Source organism: Halomicrococcus gelatinilyticus (assembly GCA_024227995.1).
Lineage (GTDB): Archaea > Halobacteriota > Halobacteria > Halobacteriales > Haladaptataceae > Halomicrococcus > Halomicrococcus gelatinilyticus.
The window spans coordinates 2400338-2416312 of record CP100465.1 but is presented as its reverse complement, the minus strand read 5'-3'; the positions used below and the strand labels follow the sequence as shown (position 1 = coordinate 2416312).

General features: G+C 72.4%; 13 protein-coding genes. 12 read left to right on the top strand and 1 reads right to left on the bottom strand.

The annotated features are described in order from the left end of the window. The first annotated feature begins 206 nt into the window (after nt 1-206). From NKT36_RS12745 to NKT36_RS12695, 11 genes are all read left to right on the top strand, one after another. The gene (locus NKT36_RS12745; protein ID WP_327051431.1) at nt 207-449 is read left to right on the top strand and encodes a hypothetical protein; all 243 of its coding nucleotides are present in this window, start codon (nt 207-209) and stop codon (nt 447-449) included. A 45-nt stretch (nt 450-494) separates the two neighbouring features. Beyond that, the gene (locus tag NKT36_RS12740; RefSeq protein ID WP_327051430.1) at nt 495-1493 is read left to right on the top strand and encodes an ornithine cyclodeaminase family protein; all 999 of its coding nucleotides are present in this window, start codon (nt 495-497) and stop codon (nt 1491-1493) included. Between the two features lie 40 nt (nt 1494-1533). Next, complete coding sequence (locus NKT36_RS12735) at nt 1534-3414, top strand: ATPase, T2SS/T4P/T4SS family (protein ID WP_327051429.1); 1881 nt, start codon at nt 1534-1536, stop codon at nt 3412-3414. Further along, the gene (locus NKT36_RS12730; protein WP_327051428.1) at nt 3414-5117 is read left to right on the top strand and encodes a type II secretion system protein; all 1704 of its coding nucleotides are present in this window, start codon (nt 3414-3416) and stop codon (nt 5115-5117) included. Before NKT36_RS12735 ends, NKT36_RS12730 begins: the two co-directional genes overlap by 1 nt. A 32-nt stretch (nt 5118-5149) precedes the next feature. Then, a complete protein-coding gene (locus NKT36_RS12725; RefSeq protein ID WP_327051427.1) occupies nt 5150-5620 on the top strand; it encodes a DUF7283 family protein in 471 nt (156 codons plus the stop codon). Further along, entirely contained in the window at nt 5598-5993 is a 396-nt protein-coding gene (locus tag NKT36_RS12720) for a DUF7285 family protein (protein ID WP_327051426.1), read from the top strand. The genes NKT36_RS12725 and NKT36_RS12720 overlap by 23 nt, the downstream gene beginning before the upstream one ends. Continuing rightward, nucleotides 5990-6865, top strand: coding sequence for a DUF7284 family protein (locus tag NKT36_RS12715; protein ID WP_327051425.1), 876 nt, complete (start codon nt 5990-5992; stop codon nt 6863-6865). Before NKT36_RS12720 ends, NKT36_RS12715 begins: the two co-directional genes overlap by 4 nt. Continuing rightward, a complete protein-coding gene (locus NKT36_RS12710) occupies nt 6853-9888 on the top strand; it encodes a DUF7286 family protein (RefSeq protein WP_327051424.1) in 3036 nt (1011 codons plus the stop codon). Before NKT36_RS12715 ends, NKT36_RS12710 begins: the two co-directional genes overlap by 13 nt. A gap of 46 nt (nt 9889-9934) precedes the next feature. Beyond that, on the top strand, nt 9935-10363 hold the full coding sequence (locus NKT36_RS12705; RefSeq protein ID WP_327051423.1) for a DUF5791 family protein: 429 nt from the start codon (nt 9935-9937) through the stop codon (nt 10361-10363). Nucleotides 10364-10401: 38 nt separating this feature from the next. Then, nucleotides 10402-11259 (top strand): SDR family oxidoreductase, encoded by an 858-nt coding sequence (locus NKT36_RS12700; protein ID WP_327051422.1) that lies wholly within the window; start codon nt 10402-10404, stop codon nt 11257-11259. A 73-nt stretch (nt 11260-11332) separates the two neighbouring features. Next, nucleotides 11333-12514, top strand: a complete 1182-nt coding sequence (locus tag NKT36_RS12695; protein WP_327051421.1) for a DHH family phosphoesterase — start codon at nt 11333-11335, stop codon at nt 12512-12514. Between the two features lie 19 nt (nt 12515-12533). Here the strand turns inward: NKT36_RS12695 and NKT36_RS12690 are convergent, their stop codons facing one another. Further along, nucleotides 12534-14948 (bottom strand): DUF5059 domain-containing protein, encoded by a 2415-nt coding sequence (locus tag NKT36_RS12690; protein WP_327051420.1) that lies wholly within the window; start codon nt 14946-14948, stop codon nt 12534-12536. 168 nt (nt 14949-15116) lie between these two features. Here NKT36_RS12690 and ubaA point away from each other — a divergent pair, with 168 nt between their 5' ends. After that, entirely contained in the window at nt 15117-15935 is an 819-nt protein-coding gene (gene ubaA, locus NKT36_RS12685; protein ID WP_327051419.1) for an SAMP-activating enzyme E1, read from the top strand. Nucleotides 15936-15975: the final 40 nt, after the last annotated feature.

Genomic DNA, 15975 nt, shown 5'->3' with positions numbered 1-15975 from the left:
CGACGCCCGATTACTGGAACGAATATGGTCACGCGCTCGAACGCCGCGTTGACCGCTCTCTCGGAGGCTGACGCTCAGCTTTAACTGTGTAACCACTTCATAACTTATGAAGAACCTGCCCGGTGATTACCATCTGCCTATAGAAAACTGGCTGTTGACCTATGGGAAACAGTTATATACCTACCCCGCATAGTCTATAATAGATTATGACTGGGTACTACGACTTCATTCTGGGCCTCATTCCGCTCGCGCTGGTCGGTGTCACTGGCGTCCTCAACGTCGCGGGACTCGCCGTGACCATGGCAGTCCCGCTCGGCGCAGGTGTGGCAGTCCTGCTCGTCGGTCACGCACTGTTCGTCAACGGACCCGTCGACTCGGGTTCCAGTTCGTCCGCCACTTCGGCCCACGGTTCCACTCGTAGCTCCAGTCCAGTCAACTCGGCCGACTAACGCGGCTCCCTCAACTGTTTTGACGCTGGCGTTCGACGTGCAGATATGACCGACGCGCTGTTTCTGACGAGCGACGACGTTTCCGGACTCGCGACGCCCGAAGAGTACGTCGCAGCGGTCCGTGAGGGATACCGCCAGCGGGGCGAGGGCGCGCCCGCCGAACCGCGGACGAAACTCGTCAACGACGAGCCGCGAGGGATGCTGACGGGCTACTCCGCAGTCCTGCCCGAGACGGGCGCGATGGGCGGGTACATGTACGCAGCCGGCTTCGGGGCCGGCGACGCGTGGTTCGTGACCCCGCTGTTCGACGCCGAGAGCGGCGAGCCGAGGGCGCTGCTCGACGGCGCGAGCATGAACCCGTTCAAGACGGGCGCGGCGGGCGCAGTCGGGGTTGACGCCCTGGCCCGCGAGGACGCGTCGACGCTCGCCGTCATCGGCAGCGGTGCACAGGCGCGCGGTCAGTTGCGCGCGACCGCCGCCGTCCGCGACCTCGACAGCGTCTGGGTGTACTCCCCGACCAAGGAGAACCGCGAATCGTTCGCCGCGGAGATGAACGAACGGCTCGACGCGGCCGTCGCCGCCGTCGCCAGCAACGCCGCCGCCGTCGAGGGTGCAGACGTCGTCATCACTGCGACGACGGCGAGCGAACCGGTCTTCGACGGCGACCTGCTCGACGACGGCACCCACGTCACCGCGATGGGACAGTACCACCCCGAGAAGCACGAACTCGACGCCACGACCGTCGAGCGTGCGAAGTACGTCCTCGACCTGCGCGAGCGGGCCACCCAGGACGCTGGCTCCCTCATCCACGCCGTCGACGAGGGCGTCGTCTCGGAGGACCACGTCCACGCCGAACTCGGCGACGTCGTCGCCGGGAAGGCACCCGGCCGCGAGTCGGACGAGGAGATCACGGTGTTCGACAGCGGCGGCACCGGCATCGAGACTGTCGCCGCCGCCCAGATGCTCTACGAGAAGGCCCGCGAGGACGGCCTCGGCTCGACGGTGTCGCTGTCGCCCGCGAGCGAGGCGCTCACCGGCGAGTAGGCCCCTTATTTTAAATCCGAAGGCGCGACCACGGCGGTCCATGTGGGACCGCCTCCAGTTCGGAAGCGACGAGAGCGACTGCGCCTGCGAACCGACCGTCGAGAACGGCGCGGTCGTGGTGGACGCCGACGACTGTCCCGGCACCGGCGACCTCGTCGAGGCGCCCGCCTGCCGGGCGACGGTCGTGGGTGCGCTGGCGGAGCGCGAGGCCGACCGCGTGGTGACGCGGGCCAGCGGCGTCGAGCGAGCGTACGAGGGGGGCGCCGCAGCGCTACTGGTCGCGGCGGGACGGTTCGCCGAGCGCGTCGCGTTCCACGACGCCGACCTCGCCGAACGAGCGAAACGAGACCCCCTCGGCGCGGCTCTCGACGCCGTAGGACGTGCCGGCCCGATCGCCGATGCGGCGGCCGAGACGGGACTCGCGGCCGGCGCACGCCGCGTCGACGACTACGCGGACGCACTCCGACCGTTCGTCGGCCCGACCGTCGCCCGCTCTCGAATCGCCGCGCGACCGCCCGCGAACGCCGTGTTCGACGACCGCCGGACGCTCCCGACAGGCGCGACGGTCCGCGTCTACGCCCGCCCGGACGACGACATCCGCACGTACCACCTCGAACCGGCCGAACACGCGCTCGACCGCTCGGCGTGGGCGACGCTGGAGCGCGCCCGCGACCTGCTCGCCGACGGCGGGGTCGGGGGCGGTCGTCACGCTCCGTCGCGGGCGGTTCGACGCGTCGCGGACGACGACGACCCCGTCGACGCGCTCGCCCAGGTCCTCGCGAAGCACACCCGCGGTTACGGCGTGCTCGGTGACCTGTTCGCCGACCCGGCCCTCTCGGACGTGTTCGCCACCGCGCCAGTCACCGAGACGCGACTCCGCGCGACCGTCGACGGCGAACGGGTACGGACGAACGTCCGACTCACGCGGGACGGCGCAGAAGCTCTCGCGTCCCGGTTCCGGCGGACGAGCGGCCGGTCGTTCTCTCGCGCGAGCCCGACGCTCGACGCGACGGCCGACGTCAGGGGGCGGCCCGTCCGGGTCGCGGGCGTGACCGACCCCGTCAGCGACGGCGTCGCGTTCGCGTTCCGCGCGGGCGACGACGACACCTGGCGACTCCCGGAACTGGTCGCCAACCACACCCTCCCCGCGGACGCCGCCGCGCTGCTCTCTCTCGCAGTCGAGCGCGCCGCCGCCGGACTCGTTGCCGGCACCCGCGGCGCGGGCAAGACGACGCTGCTCGGCGCGCTGCTGTGGGAGCTTCCGGCGGCGACGCGGACGGTCGTCCTGGAGGACACGCCGGAGCTCCCCGTCGAGGCGCTCCAGGCGGCGGGCCGCGACGTACAGGCCCTCCGGACGAGCGCCGAAGCGGGGGGCGACGACGGGACGGGCCTCCCGCCGACGGCGGCCCTGCGGACCGCGCTCCGACTGGGCGAGGGCGCGCTCGTCGTGGGCGAGGTGCGCGGCGAGGAGGCCGGCGTCCTCTACGAGGCGATGCGCGTCGGCGCGAACGGGAGCGCCGTCCTCGGCACCATCCACGGCGATGGCGGCGCGGCGGTCCGCGAGCGCGTCGTCGAGGACCTCGGCGTCTCCGCCTCGTCGTTCGCAGCCACGGACCTCGTCGTTACCCTGGAACCGTACGAGACCGACGAAGGACGAGCGCGCCGCGTGAAGGCGGTCGAGGAGGTCGTCGACACCGGCCCACCGCGGTTCGAACCGCTGTACGAACTGCGTTCGGGGAGCCTCGCGGCGACGGGGCGCATCGACCGCGGTAACAGCGTCCTCGTGGAGGGGATGGCCCGCTCGGCGGAGTCGTACGCCGACGTGCTCGCCCTGCTGACCGACCGCGAGGCGGAGATGCGGTCGGCTGCCGACGCGACCGACGCGACCGACGTCACCGTCCGAGAACGGGAGGCGTCCTGATGGCCCGCGCATTCGACGCGCTCGCCGCACTCGGCCGCCGCTGGCCCGCGACGCCGACGCCGGACGACGACCTCGAACGCGCGCTCGCGTTCCTCGGTGCGGACGCCGACGCCGAGACGGTGCTCCGCGCGGGCTACGGCGTGGCGACGGTCGTCGCGCTCGCCGCCCTCCCTCCAGTCGCGCTTGCCCCGCCCGCGGTTCGAGTACCGAGCGTCCTGCTCTCGCTAGCAGTCACGTTCGCCGTGCCCGCGCTCGCCGGGCGCGTCCCCGTCGCCGCCGCGGCTGCACGCCGAACCCGGGCACTCGGCGCGGCTCCCGACCTGGTCGCCCGCGCCGTCCTCCGGATGCGGATCGAACCGGCAGCCGAGCGCGCCGCCGCGTTCGCCGCGGAGACGGGCGACGGCCCGCTCGCGGCGAGTCTCGACGACCACGTTCGGCGCGCGACCGGGACGCCGCGGACCGGGCTGACGACGTTCGCAGCCGAGTGGGCCGACTGGAACCCGGCGCTCCGGCGGGCGACGCTCCTCGTTTCCGCCGCGGCCGACGCGCCGGCGGGCGAGCGCGGACGCACCCTCGACCGCGCACTGGACGCCGTCCTGACCGGGACCCGCGACCGGATGGCGTCGTTCGTCGCCGAGGTCCGCGGACCAGCGACGGCAATCTACGCGTTCGGCGTCCTCCTGCCGCTCGCTCTGGTCGCGGTGCTCCCGGCCGGGCGGGCGGCCGGTCTCCCCGTCACGCCCGGCGTGCTGGTCGTCGTCTACGACCTGCTCCTGCCGGTTGCGCTGCTGGCGGCGAGCGCGTGGCTGCTCGCCCGCCGTCCCGTCGCCTTCCCGCCGCCGACCGTCACCCGCGCGCATCCGGCAGTTCCCGACCGGCGGTGGACCGTCGTCGGCGTCGCGGTCGCGTCCGGCGTCGCGGCGTTCGTCGCGAGTGGCGCGGTCCTCCCGTCGTGGACGCGCTGGGTGGCCACCGCCGGGACGGGCGTGGGAACCATGCTCGTGGGAGCGACCCGGCCCGTCGTCGCAGTCAGGGAGCGCGTCCGGGCGGTCGAGACGCACCTGACGGACGCGCTCTACCTCGTCGGACGCCGGGTGAAGGAAGGTGCGGCCGTCGAGGACGCCGTCGCCGTCGCGGCGGACGAGGTGGCCGGCGAGACGGGCGACGTCCTCGCCGCCGCCGCGCGCAACCAGCGACTCCTCCGGGCGGGCGTCCGCGAGGCGTTCCTCGGAGAGCACGGCGCACTCGCGGACGTTCCCAGTCCGCGCGCTCGCAGTGCGGCGGCGCTACTCGCGCTGGCCGCGCGCGAGGGACGACCGGCGGGGGCGGCGGTGGTCGCGATGGCCGACCACCTCGACGACCTCGACGAGGTCGAGCGCGAGGCGCGGCGGGAACTCGCCCGGGTGACGGGGACGCTGAAGAGCACGGCCGCCGCCTTCGGCCCGCTCGTCGCAGGGGCCACCGTCGCGCTCGCCCGGGGGATGGCCGACACCGGCGAGTTCGACGGCGGCGTCCCGACGGCGACGCTGGGGCTCGCGGTCGGCGTCTACGTCCTCCTGCTGGCTGCCGTCGTGACGGCACTCGCGACCAGCCTCGAACGCGGTTTCGACCGGACGCTCGTCGGCTACCGCGTCGGACTCGCGGTCCTGTCGGCGACCGGCGTCTACCTCGTCGCGTTCGCCGGCGCGAGCACGCTCGCGTAGGTTTAAGTACGGGAACGGGACCAGGCGGGTCCATGCTCGACGCACCCGTGGACGCGTGGTACGTCTGGATCGGCGTCGCCGCAGCCAGCGTCGCGACGCTCGGGGTCGCGCTCTCGTTCCCGACCGCCCCGCCGCCAGACGCCGCCAGCGTCGCCGACACCGTGGATTCGGTCGCTCGCTGCGAGTACGCCGCGACCGCCGAACACCCCGTCGCGGCCGCGACGATACGGATCGGCCCCCACCGTCTCGGACTCCGCAACGACGCCGGGACCGCTCACGCGACGTTCGCTGCGGGCCCCGTCGTCCCCGTCCGCGACGGAACATCGCTCGCCGCCGTCCTTCGCGGCACCTCGCCCGAGCAGGCGTTCGACTCGCCGGCCGCCTTCCGCCGGGCCGTCGAACGGGCGCGCGGCCGCGACGCGACGTGGCATCCGGCCGACGACCGACTGCTCGCGCGCTGTCTCACCTGGGAGGGCGTCGATGCGACGCTGGTCGCCGGCTAGGGGCCAGACGGAGCCGCTGGTCGCGCTCGTCGCCGTCTTCGCTGTCTCCGTCGGCCTCGTGACGTACGCCGGCGCGCTCTCGAACGTCCTGCCGAACCCGGAGCGGGAGCACGCACGGAACGTGCTCCCTCGCGTCGAGAGGGTCGCGACGACGAACGGCGTCGTCGAGCCCGCAGCCCTCCACCGCGCTCACTCCGTAGCCCCTGACGGACACCACCTCGCGGTGACGCTCTCGACCACGGACGAGCGGTGGCGCGCCGGTCGCGACCCGCCGCCAGGGGCCGAGGTGACGACGGCCGCGACCACGGTGAGCGTCCGCATTGCCCCCGGCGTGGTGCGGCCCGCCCGCCTGTCGGTCGAGGTGTGGCGATGAGAGGGATCAGCACCGCCGTCGACGCGACGCTGTGTCTGCTGCTCGTGAGCGCCGCCGCACTGGTTCTCGTCTCCGCCGACGCGCCTGCCGAGAGGAGTGGGAACCCCGCCGCTGCCGTCGCGGAGACCCTGACGACGAGCACTGCCGAGGTGAACTACACGCTCTCCGTGACGGGTCGCGGTGGAGTGTCCCTCCCCGACGGCCCCCGGACCTACAGCCGAGCGGCGCACGACACCCTCACCGGCCTCGCTGCGGCCTGTGCGACCGGAGACGTCAGCGTGAACGGGAGCGACGTCACCGACCGGAACGACGACTTCGAACGTGCGCTAGAACGGGAGTTCCGCTCGCTGAGCGGTGGCACGGGAACTGCGGGTCGGCAGGTCCAGGTCGTCGCCCGGTGGGAGCCGTACCCGGACGCTCCCGTCGCCGGGGGTTGCACGCTGGGGCCGTCACCGCCGCCGGAGGCCGACGTCCACGCCGCGGTGGTCGACGTCCCCAGCGGAATCGCACCGGTTCGACGCACCGCCCGACCCGTCGTCGGCTGGCAGACGTACGACCGGGTCGCAGACGCCGTCGCCCGGCGGATCGTCCGGGGACTGTTCCCGCCGGAACGGCTCCGGGCCTCGCTCCAGCACCGACGGACTGCCCCGCTGACGAGCGTCCGGTTCCGCCGATTCGCAGCGCTGACCGACGCGAACCCCGGGGACGAACTGGCGTCGGACGACCTCGCGGGTGCGCGACACGAGCTCGCGGCGGGACTCTCGGCCACTCTCGAACCGCGACTCGGCGAGCAGTACGCGTCGCCGGACCAGGCAGCGCGAGCGACCGCAGCCGACCGCGTCGAGGTCGTCGTCAGGGTGTGGTCGCCGTGAGACTCGCGGACGACACCAGGGGTCGCGTCCCCTTCGCGTTCGTCGGCGTCCTGCTGCTCGTGGGGAGCGCGACGCTGTCGGCGACCATCGTCGCCCCGCCGACGCCGGCGGTCGAACGCGACGCCGACCGTGCCGCCGAGCGCGCCGTGGCAAGTTCGCGGACCGCGCTCCGCGACGCCGTCCAGCACGTCGCCCGGGACGCTGCTGCCCGTCCGGTCGTCGAACCGGCGAACACGAGCGCTGGCCGCGTGCTGAACGCGTCGACGCCCTTCCGCGACTACCTCCGGGTCCGCGTCTACGACACCGCCCGTCGCGAGCTCGAATCGGTGGCCGCCCGCGTCGGAGACGCAGAGGCCGAGGTGTCGCTGTCCCCCACCCCGAACGCGAGCGCGCTGCGACGAGCGAAGCGCGACGTGACCGTCACCGCCGTCGGCCCGTCGACGGAGAGCGGCGTCCGCGTCCAGGTCGAGAACGTCTCCGTTCGCGTCGAACGCGGCGGACGGGTGATAGCACGCGGCGCACGGACGGTCACGCTCACGGTCGCAACGCCCGTGCTCGCACTCCACGAGCGCGTCGAGCGGTTCGAGCGACGGCTGAACCGCGGCCCCCTGAAGTCGGGGCTCGGACGACGGCTCACGGCGCGCCTCTACCCCGTCGTCTGGGCGCGCGGCTACGCACAGCACGGCGGGGCCCCGATAGAGAACGTGCTGGCGAACCGGCACGTCGAACTGACGACGAACGGAGCGCTCCTCGGGGAGCAGCGAGCGGCGTTCGGACGCAGCGACCCGGCCGGGCGGCGGGCGCTGGGTCGCGCGACCGCCCGCGTGGGGCTGACGGACCTCCTGAAGCCGGGAAGCGGCCGTGCTGGACCGTGGGTCGACGACGTCCTCGCGACGGCGACGTCGGAGGCACTATCGAGGATTCCCGGCGTCGGCGACCCCGCGACCTCGCCGGAGTCGACGACTGCCGTCGCGGTCAACGAGACGGCCGACCGTGCGCTGTACGACCTCCTCGGGGGCGGTTTCGACGACGCGCTCGCCTCGTCCTACTCGATCGACGTCCGGCCGGTGACCTCAGTGCAGCACGTCGCCAGCGAGTCGGAGCCCGAACCCGTACCACCCGGACGCAACTGGTCGCTCGCCGGGGCGGACGAGCGAAGCAGCGTCACGGTCGAGGCGGTCGACGTCGACCCACCTGCACCGCCGACGGGCTGGCACCTGCTCCACCACGAAGGGCGTCGCGTCGTTCGCGAACACGTCGTCGTCCGCACCTGGCGGCACGGGAACCGGACGACGCGAACCGAGCGACGGTGGCGGGACGTGGCGGTCGTCGCGCTCGGCGTCGCCGGCGACCATCGCTCGACGGCGGTCGCGCCGGAGCGGCCAGTGGTGACGGTCCACGAGCGTGCGACCGACCCACCAGGCCCGAACTTCGCCGACGTGGAGCGGAAAGCCCTGGAACGGCTCGTCCGCGATCGCGGCGGTACCGACCGCCTGGCGCGTCGCGCCGTCGAGCGTCCGCTCGACACAGAACCGGTGACAGTACACGGAAAGCGGCCCGACGGGCTCCGCTCCCGGGCGTATCGTGACCTCCAGTCGCTGCGCGACCGCGTCCGGAACGTCTCGGTGACGGTCCCACGCGGACAGCTCGTCGGGGAGACGATTCCGGCGGCGAAGCTGGCGAAGCGCCTGCGCGCTCGTCGGAGCGACCTCCTGGACGCGCCGGTCCAGTACGAAGACGTCGCGGAGCGGGCGCGGTTCGCAGCTCGCGCCGCGTATCTCGACCGGGTGCTCGCACGACTCGACGACCGCGCAGACCGGTCCGCCCGGGCGCGCCGACAGCTCGACGACATCGTCGGTGACGCCACGGGCGTGTCGCTGGGAAAGATCCAACAGATCCTCCGGGCGCGGCGGGCGACCAAGACGCCGGAACGGCGTCCCATGCCGGCAGGCGGTCCAGGGCAGGCGCTCGACCTCCGCGTGGACGGCGCACCGCCGTACCTCACGCTCGCGTCGGTCGACCACGGGCAGGTCGTCGCAGTACCGGACGGCGATTCCGTCCACCCGCTGGCGGCGCGCAACGTCAACGTGTTCACGGTCCCCTACGGCGACGCGGTCGACGCCGTCACGGGGGACCTGGGCGGCAGTCGCAAGCGTGGGCGCGTCGACCTCCGCTCGGCTGCGCTGACGCTCCGGGGGGCGAACCGGACGCTGGCGGCCGGACGGAACGCGACGTTGCGCGAACGCAGAGACCGGCTCCGGTCGTCGCTCGGCGCGTCGCTCGACGATCTCGAACGACGGCTCCGCGACCGGCTCCGGGGGACTGCACCCGGACTCGACGAGTCGACGGTCCGTCGCGGCGTCGGTCGCGGACTGGCCCGCTGGCGGACGACCCACGCGACGGCGCTGGCGGTCGTGAACGGGTCCGCGGCGCGGGCCGTCGCGACGGCGCTCGCCGCCGAACGAGCCGGGAAGTGGTCGACCGTCGAACGAGGGCGCGTGCAGCTAGCGACGCGGTTCGCGCTCGACGCGGCGCGCCGGAACGCGAGCAGACCGAAGCGGAGCGTGGTGAACGGGACGCTGACGACCACCAGGACCGTCGTGAACGAGGAGCTGAAGCGCATGGCGGGGAACGGCGTCGAGAGACTCAGCAGGCGCGCCCAGCGACGCTGGGTCGGCGAGGTGCTGTCGGACGTACCTGGGGGGCTCCCGGTCGTGCCGGTGCCGGGGTACTGGTACGCGACGGTCAACGTCTGGCACGTCACCGTTCGCGGGCACTACGAGCGGTTCGTCGTGCGAGCACCGCAGGGACCGCCCGGTGCGACCGGCGCGTCGACGGCCTACGTCCGGGAGGCCGCGACCGTCCGGATGGACGCGGACGGCGACGGCCACGCGGAGCGGCTCGGTCGTTCGACGCCGGTGTCGTTCCGGACGACGACGGTGGTCGCGATCGCCGTGCCGCCGAACGGTCGCGGCGTCGGCGACGTGGACGGGAACGCCGACGAGCGGTCGGCGGGGTGGTAGCGCCGGAGCGACAACCCCTTTTGTCCGCGCTCCCGACTCGTCGCACATGCTCTACGACGAGGTTGCGGACCCGGCGTCGCTGACGCCGGCCGAGCTCCGAGCGCAGTACGAGGCGGAACTCGCGGCGACCATCGACGCCGTCGGCGTCGACGCGGTAGCCGACCGCGCCGACGTGGACCGCGACGTCGTCGCGGGGCTCGCGGACGGCGAGTCGCCCGGGGTGACGATAGAGGACGCGGCGGCGATACTGGCGACCGCCGGGGACGCTCCGTCGAAGGACGCCATCGTCACCGAACTGCGCGACCACCTGATGATGGGGATGACGACGGCGGTCCTCGACGTCGACAGGCTGGCGTCGGAGATCGACGGGGAGGTCGAACCACGCACGGTCCAGCAGCAGGTGGAGGGCCGTCGGAAGATGACGCTGGCGGAGTACGCGGCCATCCACCACGTCATCGCCGAGCGCAAAGCCTAGAGCGGCGGAGTTATGCGGATTCGGGACCGACATCGTCCATGGACGTCGCCATCCTCGGCTGTGGGTACGTCGGCATCGAACTCGGTGCACAGCTAACGGCGGCCGGACACGACGTCGTCGGCGTGCGCCGGTCGGACGCGGGGGGCGAAGCGATAGCGGACGCTGGATTCGACGCGGTGCAGGGTGACGTGACCGACCCGGACGACCTCGCGGCGGTCCCCGCGGTGGACGCGGTCGTCTACGCGGCGAGCGCCGGCGGTCGCGATGCAGCGGCCGCGCGCGAGGTGTACGTCGAGGGACTGGAGACGGCCGTCGAGACGTTCGCGGCCCGCGACGATCCACCGGACAGGTTCGTCTACACGTCGAGCACGGGCGTCTACGGCGACCGGGACGGCGCGTGGGTCGACGAGGAGACGCCGCTCGACCCGGCGACCGAGCGAGAGTCGGTGCTCGTCGAGGCGGAGCGGACGGCGCTGGACGCGCCCGGGCCGATGGACGGAACGGTCGCCCGGTTCGCGGGCCTCTACGGGCCGGACCGATACCGGCTGGACCGCTATCTCGACGGCCCGGTCGCCGAGGGCTACCTGAACCTCGTCCACCGCGACGACGCGGCGGGCGCGGTCCGGTTCCTGCTGGCGGGAGACCACGCCCGGAACGAGGTCGTCCTGGTGGTCGACGACGAGCCGGTCGAGCGGCCTGAACTGGCGGCGTGGCTGGCCGCAGAATGTGGGGTCGAGCCGCCGGACGTGCGCCCGTCCGACGCTGCGTCGGGACGGGCGCGGTCGAGCAAGCGATGCTCGAACGAGCGGCTGCGGAAGCTCGGGTACGAGTACTCCTATCCGACGTTCCGCGAGGGGTACCGGTCGGCGGTCGACGAGTGGACCGGGGACGTCTGACGGACGGATTACAAGAGTCTGACACGTGTAACTCTCGGGAAAAATTCTTGTCTTCTCGTATTGACCACGTCGTATGGAGATTCCGGGCGGCCAGTCGGCTCGGAGCCTGATCCAGGAGGTGGGGAGCTACGGCTCCGCGAATCCGGCCATCGTGGCCGCCGCCGTGGTCGGCATGGTCGTCCTCGCCGTCTCGCTGTGGCTCGTCGTCCGGTGGATCCGGCGACCGATGGGCGCCCGTCTCAGGCGGGCGCTGGCGAAGCGCGACGAGGTCGTCGTCCTGATGCATCCGAATCCGGACCCGGACGCGATGGCGTGTGCGGTCGGCGTCGCCCACCTCGCCGAGGCGGTCGACACGGAGGCGACGTTGCAGTACTCGGGGCAGGTCCGCCACCAGGAGAACCGCGCGTTCCGGACCGTCCTCGACCTGGACATGGAGACGGTCGACCACGTCACGGACCTCGCGGCTTCCACCATCGTGCTGGTCGACCACAACACGCCCCGCGGCTTCGACGGTGCCGAGCGCATCGAACCGTACGCGGTCGTCGACCACCACCCCGGCAACGGCACCGGCGAGGTGTTCACGGACAAGCGAACGGAGTACGGTGCGTGCTCGACCATCGTCGCGAAGTACTTCCAGGACCTCGACGCCGACCCCATCGGCCCCGACGCAGTCCCGCCGGCCGACGACTTCGTCCTCCCGTCGGACGTCGCGACCGGCCTCCTGTACGGCATCCAGTCGGACACCAAGCACCTGACGAACGGCTGTTCGGAGGCGGAGTTCGCCGCCAGCGCCTACCTCTACCGGGGCGTCGACGAACACCGCCTCGACCGCATCGCCAACCCGCAGGTGAGCGCGGAGGTGCTAGAGGTGAAGTCGCGAGCCATCAGCGACCGCGAGGTGCGGGGCTCGTTCGCGGTCAGCCACGTGGGCGAGGTGTCGAACGTCGACGCCATCCCGCAGGCCGCGGACGAGTTGATGCACCTCGAAGGGGTGACGGCGGTGGTCGTCTACGGCCGGCGCGGCGACACGATGCACCTCTCGGGGCGGTCACGCGACGACCGCGTCCACATGGGCCGGGCGCTCCAGGCGGCCGTGGACGACATCCCGGGCGCGGACGCAGGGGGACACGCCCGGATGGGCGGCGGCCAGGTGCCCGTCGAGTCGGCCGTCGTCGCCGGCGGTTCCGAGGTCGGCCTCTGGTCCGAACAGGAGTTCACCGACGACGTCTTCGACGCGCTGAGCGGTAACGTCTGACGTCGGCGTCCGGGGTCGATCACTCGACGACGATCGTCCCTTTCATCCCCGCGGCCTCGTGGGGCACGCAGACGTACTCGAACGTGCCTTCCGTCTCGAACGTGTGTACGTACGACTGGCCGGACTGGACGGCGCCCTTGCCCGCCTCCCAGCCCTCGCGGGCCGCCTCCTCGGAGTCGAAACCGCCGGAGGCGAAGTAGGTCGCCGCCTCCGGGATTTCGGCCTCGTAGGCGGTGACGGAGTGGGCCTCGCCGCCGGCGTGCTTCCACGCGACGGTGTCGCCCTGCTTCACCGTGAGCTCCGCAGGCTCGAACGAGACGGCCTTCATGTCGACGACATGGTCGGCGTCGTCCGGCACGCCCTGCTGGACGTTCGGACCGCCCGTGAGGCCCTCGTCGTGGCCGCCGCCGGACTCGTCCGAACCGGACTCGCCGTCGACGGGTGCTTTGTCGACTGCGCCGACGACCGCGAACTGGCCGCGGAGCGCGGCGCTGGCGAACGCGTCCGCCGCCGCGTCGACGCCGTCGCCGTTCTTCAGTGCGGTCGCGTAGTCGTTCAGCGCCGACTCGAACGCCTCGTAGGTGGCGTGGTCGCCCTCCTCGAGCAGTTCGTGGACGGTCGCTTTCTCGAACTGGCCGAAGACGTCCTGAACGACGGTCGCGGCCTGCGGGCCGTAGTCGCCGCCGGCCGCGTCCACGATGGCGTACAGCGACCCGACGCTCGTCCCGTTGAACCGCTTCGCGGCGGCGTAGGGGTCGCCGTCTCCGCTCGCGGCCTCGCCCACGCCGACGAGGCGCGTCTCGAACTGCTCGTAGGCGTCGTGGTCGGCCTCCTCCAGCGCCTCGTGATAGCCGGCGGCACCGGCCTCGAACGTCGAGTACGCGTCCTCGACGACGGTCGCCGCGCGGTCGCCATCGCCGAGCGCGGCCACGCCGGCCGCGTCGAACGCGCGTCCGGTCGCCATCGCCGCCTCCGCACCGGAAGCGAGCGCCGGGGCGCCCGCCTTCGCCTCGAAGTCGAGGAGCGCCTGCTGGACGCCGTCGAAGTGCGTGTTCGCCGCTGAGCCGTTCCCGTTCTCCAGTGCCGGGATGAGCCCCTCCTTCAGGTGCTCGTGCTCGAACCGCTCGTAGAGCTTCTCGCTGGTGTCCTCCAGCGCCTCGTGGAAACCGAGTTCGTCCGCCTCGAAGCGTTCGAACAGGCTCCGGGCGATGCTGGCGGCGGTCGTCGTCTCGCCGCTCGCCTGCAGTTCCATCGCGTCGCCGAACCGCGCGCGGAAGAATCCGGACTGGAGGACGGCCGCCGCGGTGCCGCTCGCCAGCGCCTCGATGCCCGCGACGAGCGCGCCGTCGATCTGGTCGATCGCCGACGCGACGGTCGTCCGGTCGCCCGACCCTGCCGCAGTCGAGAGCGTCTCCAGTCCGCCCTCGAAGCTCTCGTAGGCGTCGTGGTCGGCCTCCTCCAGCGCCTCGTGGGCCTTCGCACCCTCGAAGTGGGCGAAGACGTCGGTCGCGACCTGCTTCGCCCGGTCCGTCGCGCCCTGGCTGACCAGCCACGCACAGTCGGCGACGCGGGCGCGATAGACGTTCAGCGCGGCGGCGTGGGCGTACGCGGTCGACGGCCCGCCGAGCGAGGCGAGCGCCTTCGCGTCGAAGGCCTGACCCTGCATCGCCGCGAGGTGGCCCGCGCCGGCGGCCGGCTTCGCGTCCGCGACCGCGTAGGAGCCCTCGACGGCGGCCGTGACGGCGGCGTTGGCCCGCCCGAGGACCATCTTCACGTTCCCGTCGTTCGCCGCTCGCTTCGCCGTCTTCGCCGCGCTCTCGAACGCCTCGTAGCTCTCGCTCGCGGCGGATTCGAGGGCGTCGTGGACCGGACTCGACTCGAAGTCGCCGAGCACGTTCCCAGCGACGGTCGCCGCGGCGTCGGTCTTCCCGGCTGCGGCGAGCATCGCTGCGTTCTCGACGCGCGTACCGAACAGCTGGAGGTCGAGCGCACGGACGTTCGCCTCACCGACGAGCCGTTCCTGGGCCGCCCGGAGGTGATCGTCGCCGAGGCCGACCTCCACGTCGACCTCCGCCTGGTTCCCTTCCCGGAGCCGCGACGTCAGCTGTCCGAGGGCCTCCTCGAACTCCTCGTACTGCTTCTCGCTCGTTTCCTCGAGCTTCTCGTGGGCGCCCCACTCGCCAGACGCCGCCTCGAACCGCGCGAAGACGTCCTCGGCGACCGACGCGCCGGCGTCGAACTCGCCCGCGACGGCGAGGGCTTGCGCGTCGTAGAGCCGGGCCCGCATGGCGTTCCACTCGGCCGCGACCGCCGCATTCGCACCCGAGCCGCCCGTCTCGCCCGACGCCGAGAGCTGCGCGCCACAGCCCGCGACGAGGGTGCTCGCTACCAGTCCGCCGCCTGCCTTCAGCAGGTCCCGTCTGTTCGTCTGCATGCGAGGATTTAGGTCGGCCTAAAGGATTAAAACGTTCCGATTTTTAGGCTCGCCAAAAGAAGGTGCAAGGCCGCTCGTCGAACACGAGCACTGTCCGCGCAGGGACCGGTGGCAGCCGCGACGGTCGGCGAGGCACGGGTTTATGGCTCGCGACCACCAATCGCGACCATGGGCCTTTCGCTGGACGCGACGCAACTCGACCGCTACTCCCGCCACATCATCATGGACGAGGTGGGCCAGGAGGGACAGGCCGCGCTGCTGGACGCGTCGGTGCTGGTCGTCGGCGCCGGCGGCCTGGGGTCGCCGGCCATCGAGTACCTCGCCGCCGCGGGCGTCGGCCACCTCGGCATCGCCGACGACGACGTCGTCGAGCGGAGCAACCTCCAGCGCCAGGTCGTTCACGGCGACGCCGACGTCGGCCGACCGAAGGTGGCGAGCGCCGCCGACTTCGTCGCCGACCTCAATCCGGACGTGACCGTCACGACCCACGAACTGCGGGTCGAACCGGAGAACGTCGGCGACCTCGTCGCCGACTACGACTTCGTCGTCGACGCGACGGACAACTTCCGGACGCGCTACCTGGTCAACGACGCCTGCACGCTGGCAGCGATTCCCTTCTCCCACGGCGCCATCTACAAGTTCGAAGGGCAGGTCACGACCGTCACGCCCGGCGGCCCCTGCTACCGGTGCCTGTTCCCCGAGGCACCGCCGGAGGGGATGGTCGCCGACTGCGCGTCGACGGGCGTCCTCGGCGTCCTTCCCGGAACCGTGGGCTGCGTCCAGGCCACCGAGGCCGTGAAGGCCGTCGTCGACGTCGGCGACCTGCTGGAGGGCCGGATGCTGTTCTACGACGCGATGGACATGACCTTCGAGGAACTGGAGTACCGCCAGAACCCGGACTGTCCGGTCTGTGGCGACGACCCCATCGACTCGGTCGCAGAGGTCGACTACACCGACGAGTCCTGTGCGGTCCAGGGCGCGGACTGACCCCGCTCGGAGGCGTCGTCCGTCGACAGGAACGAAGTGA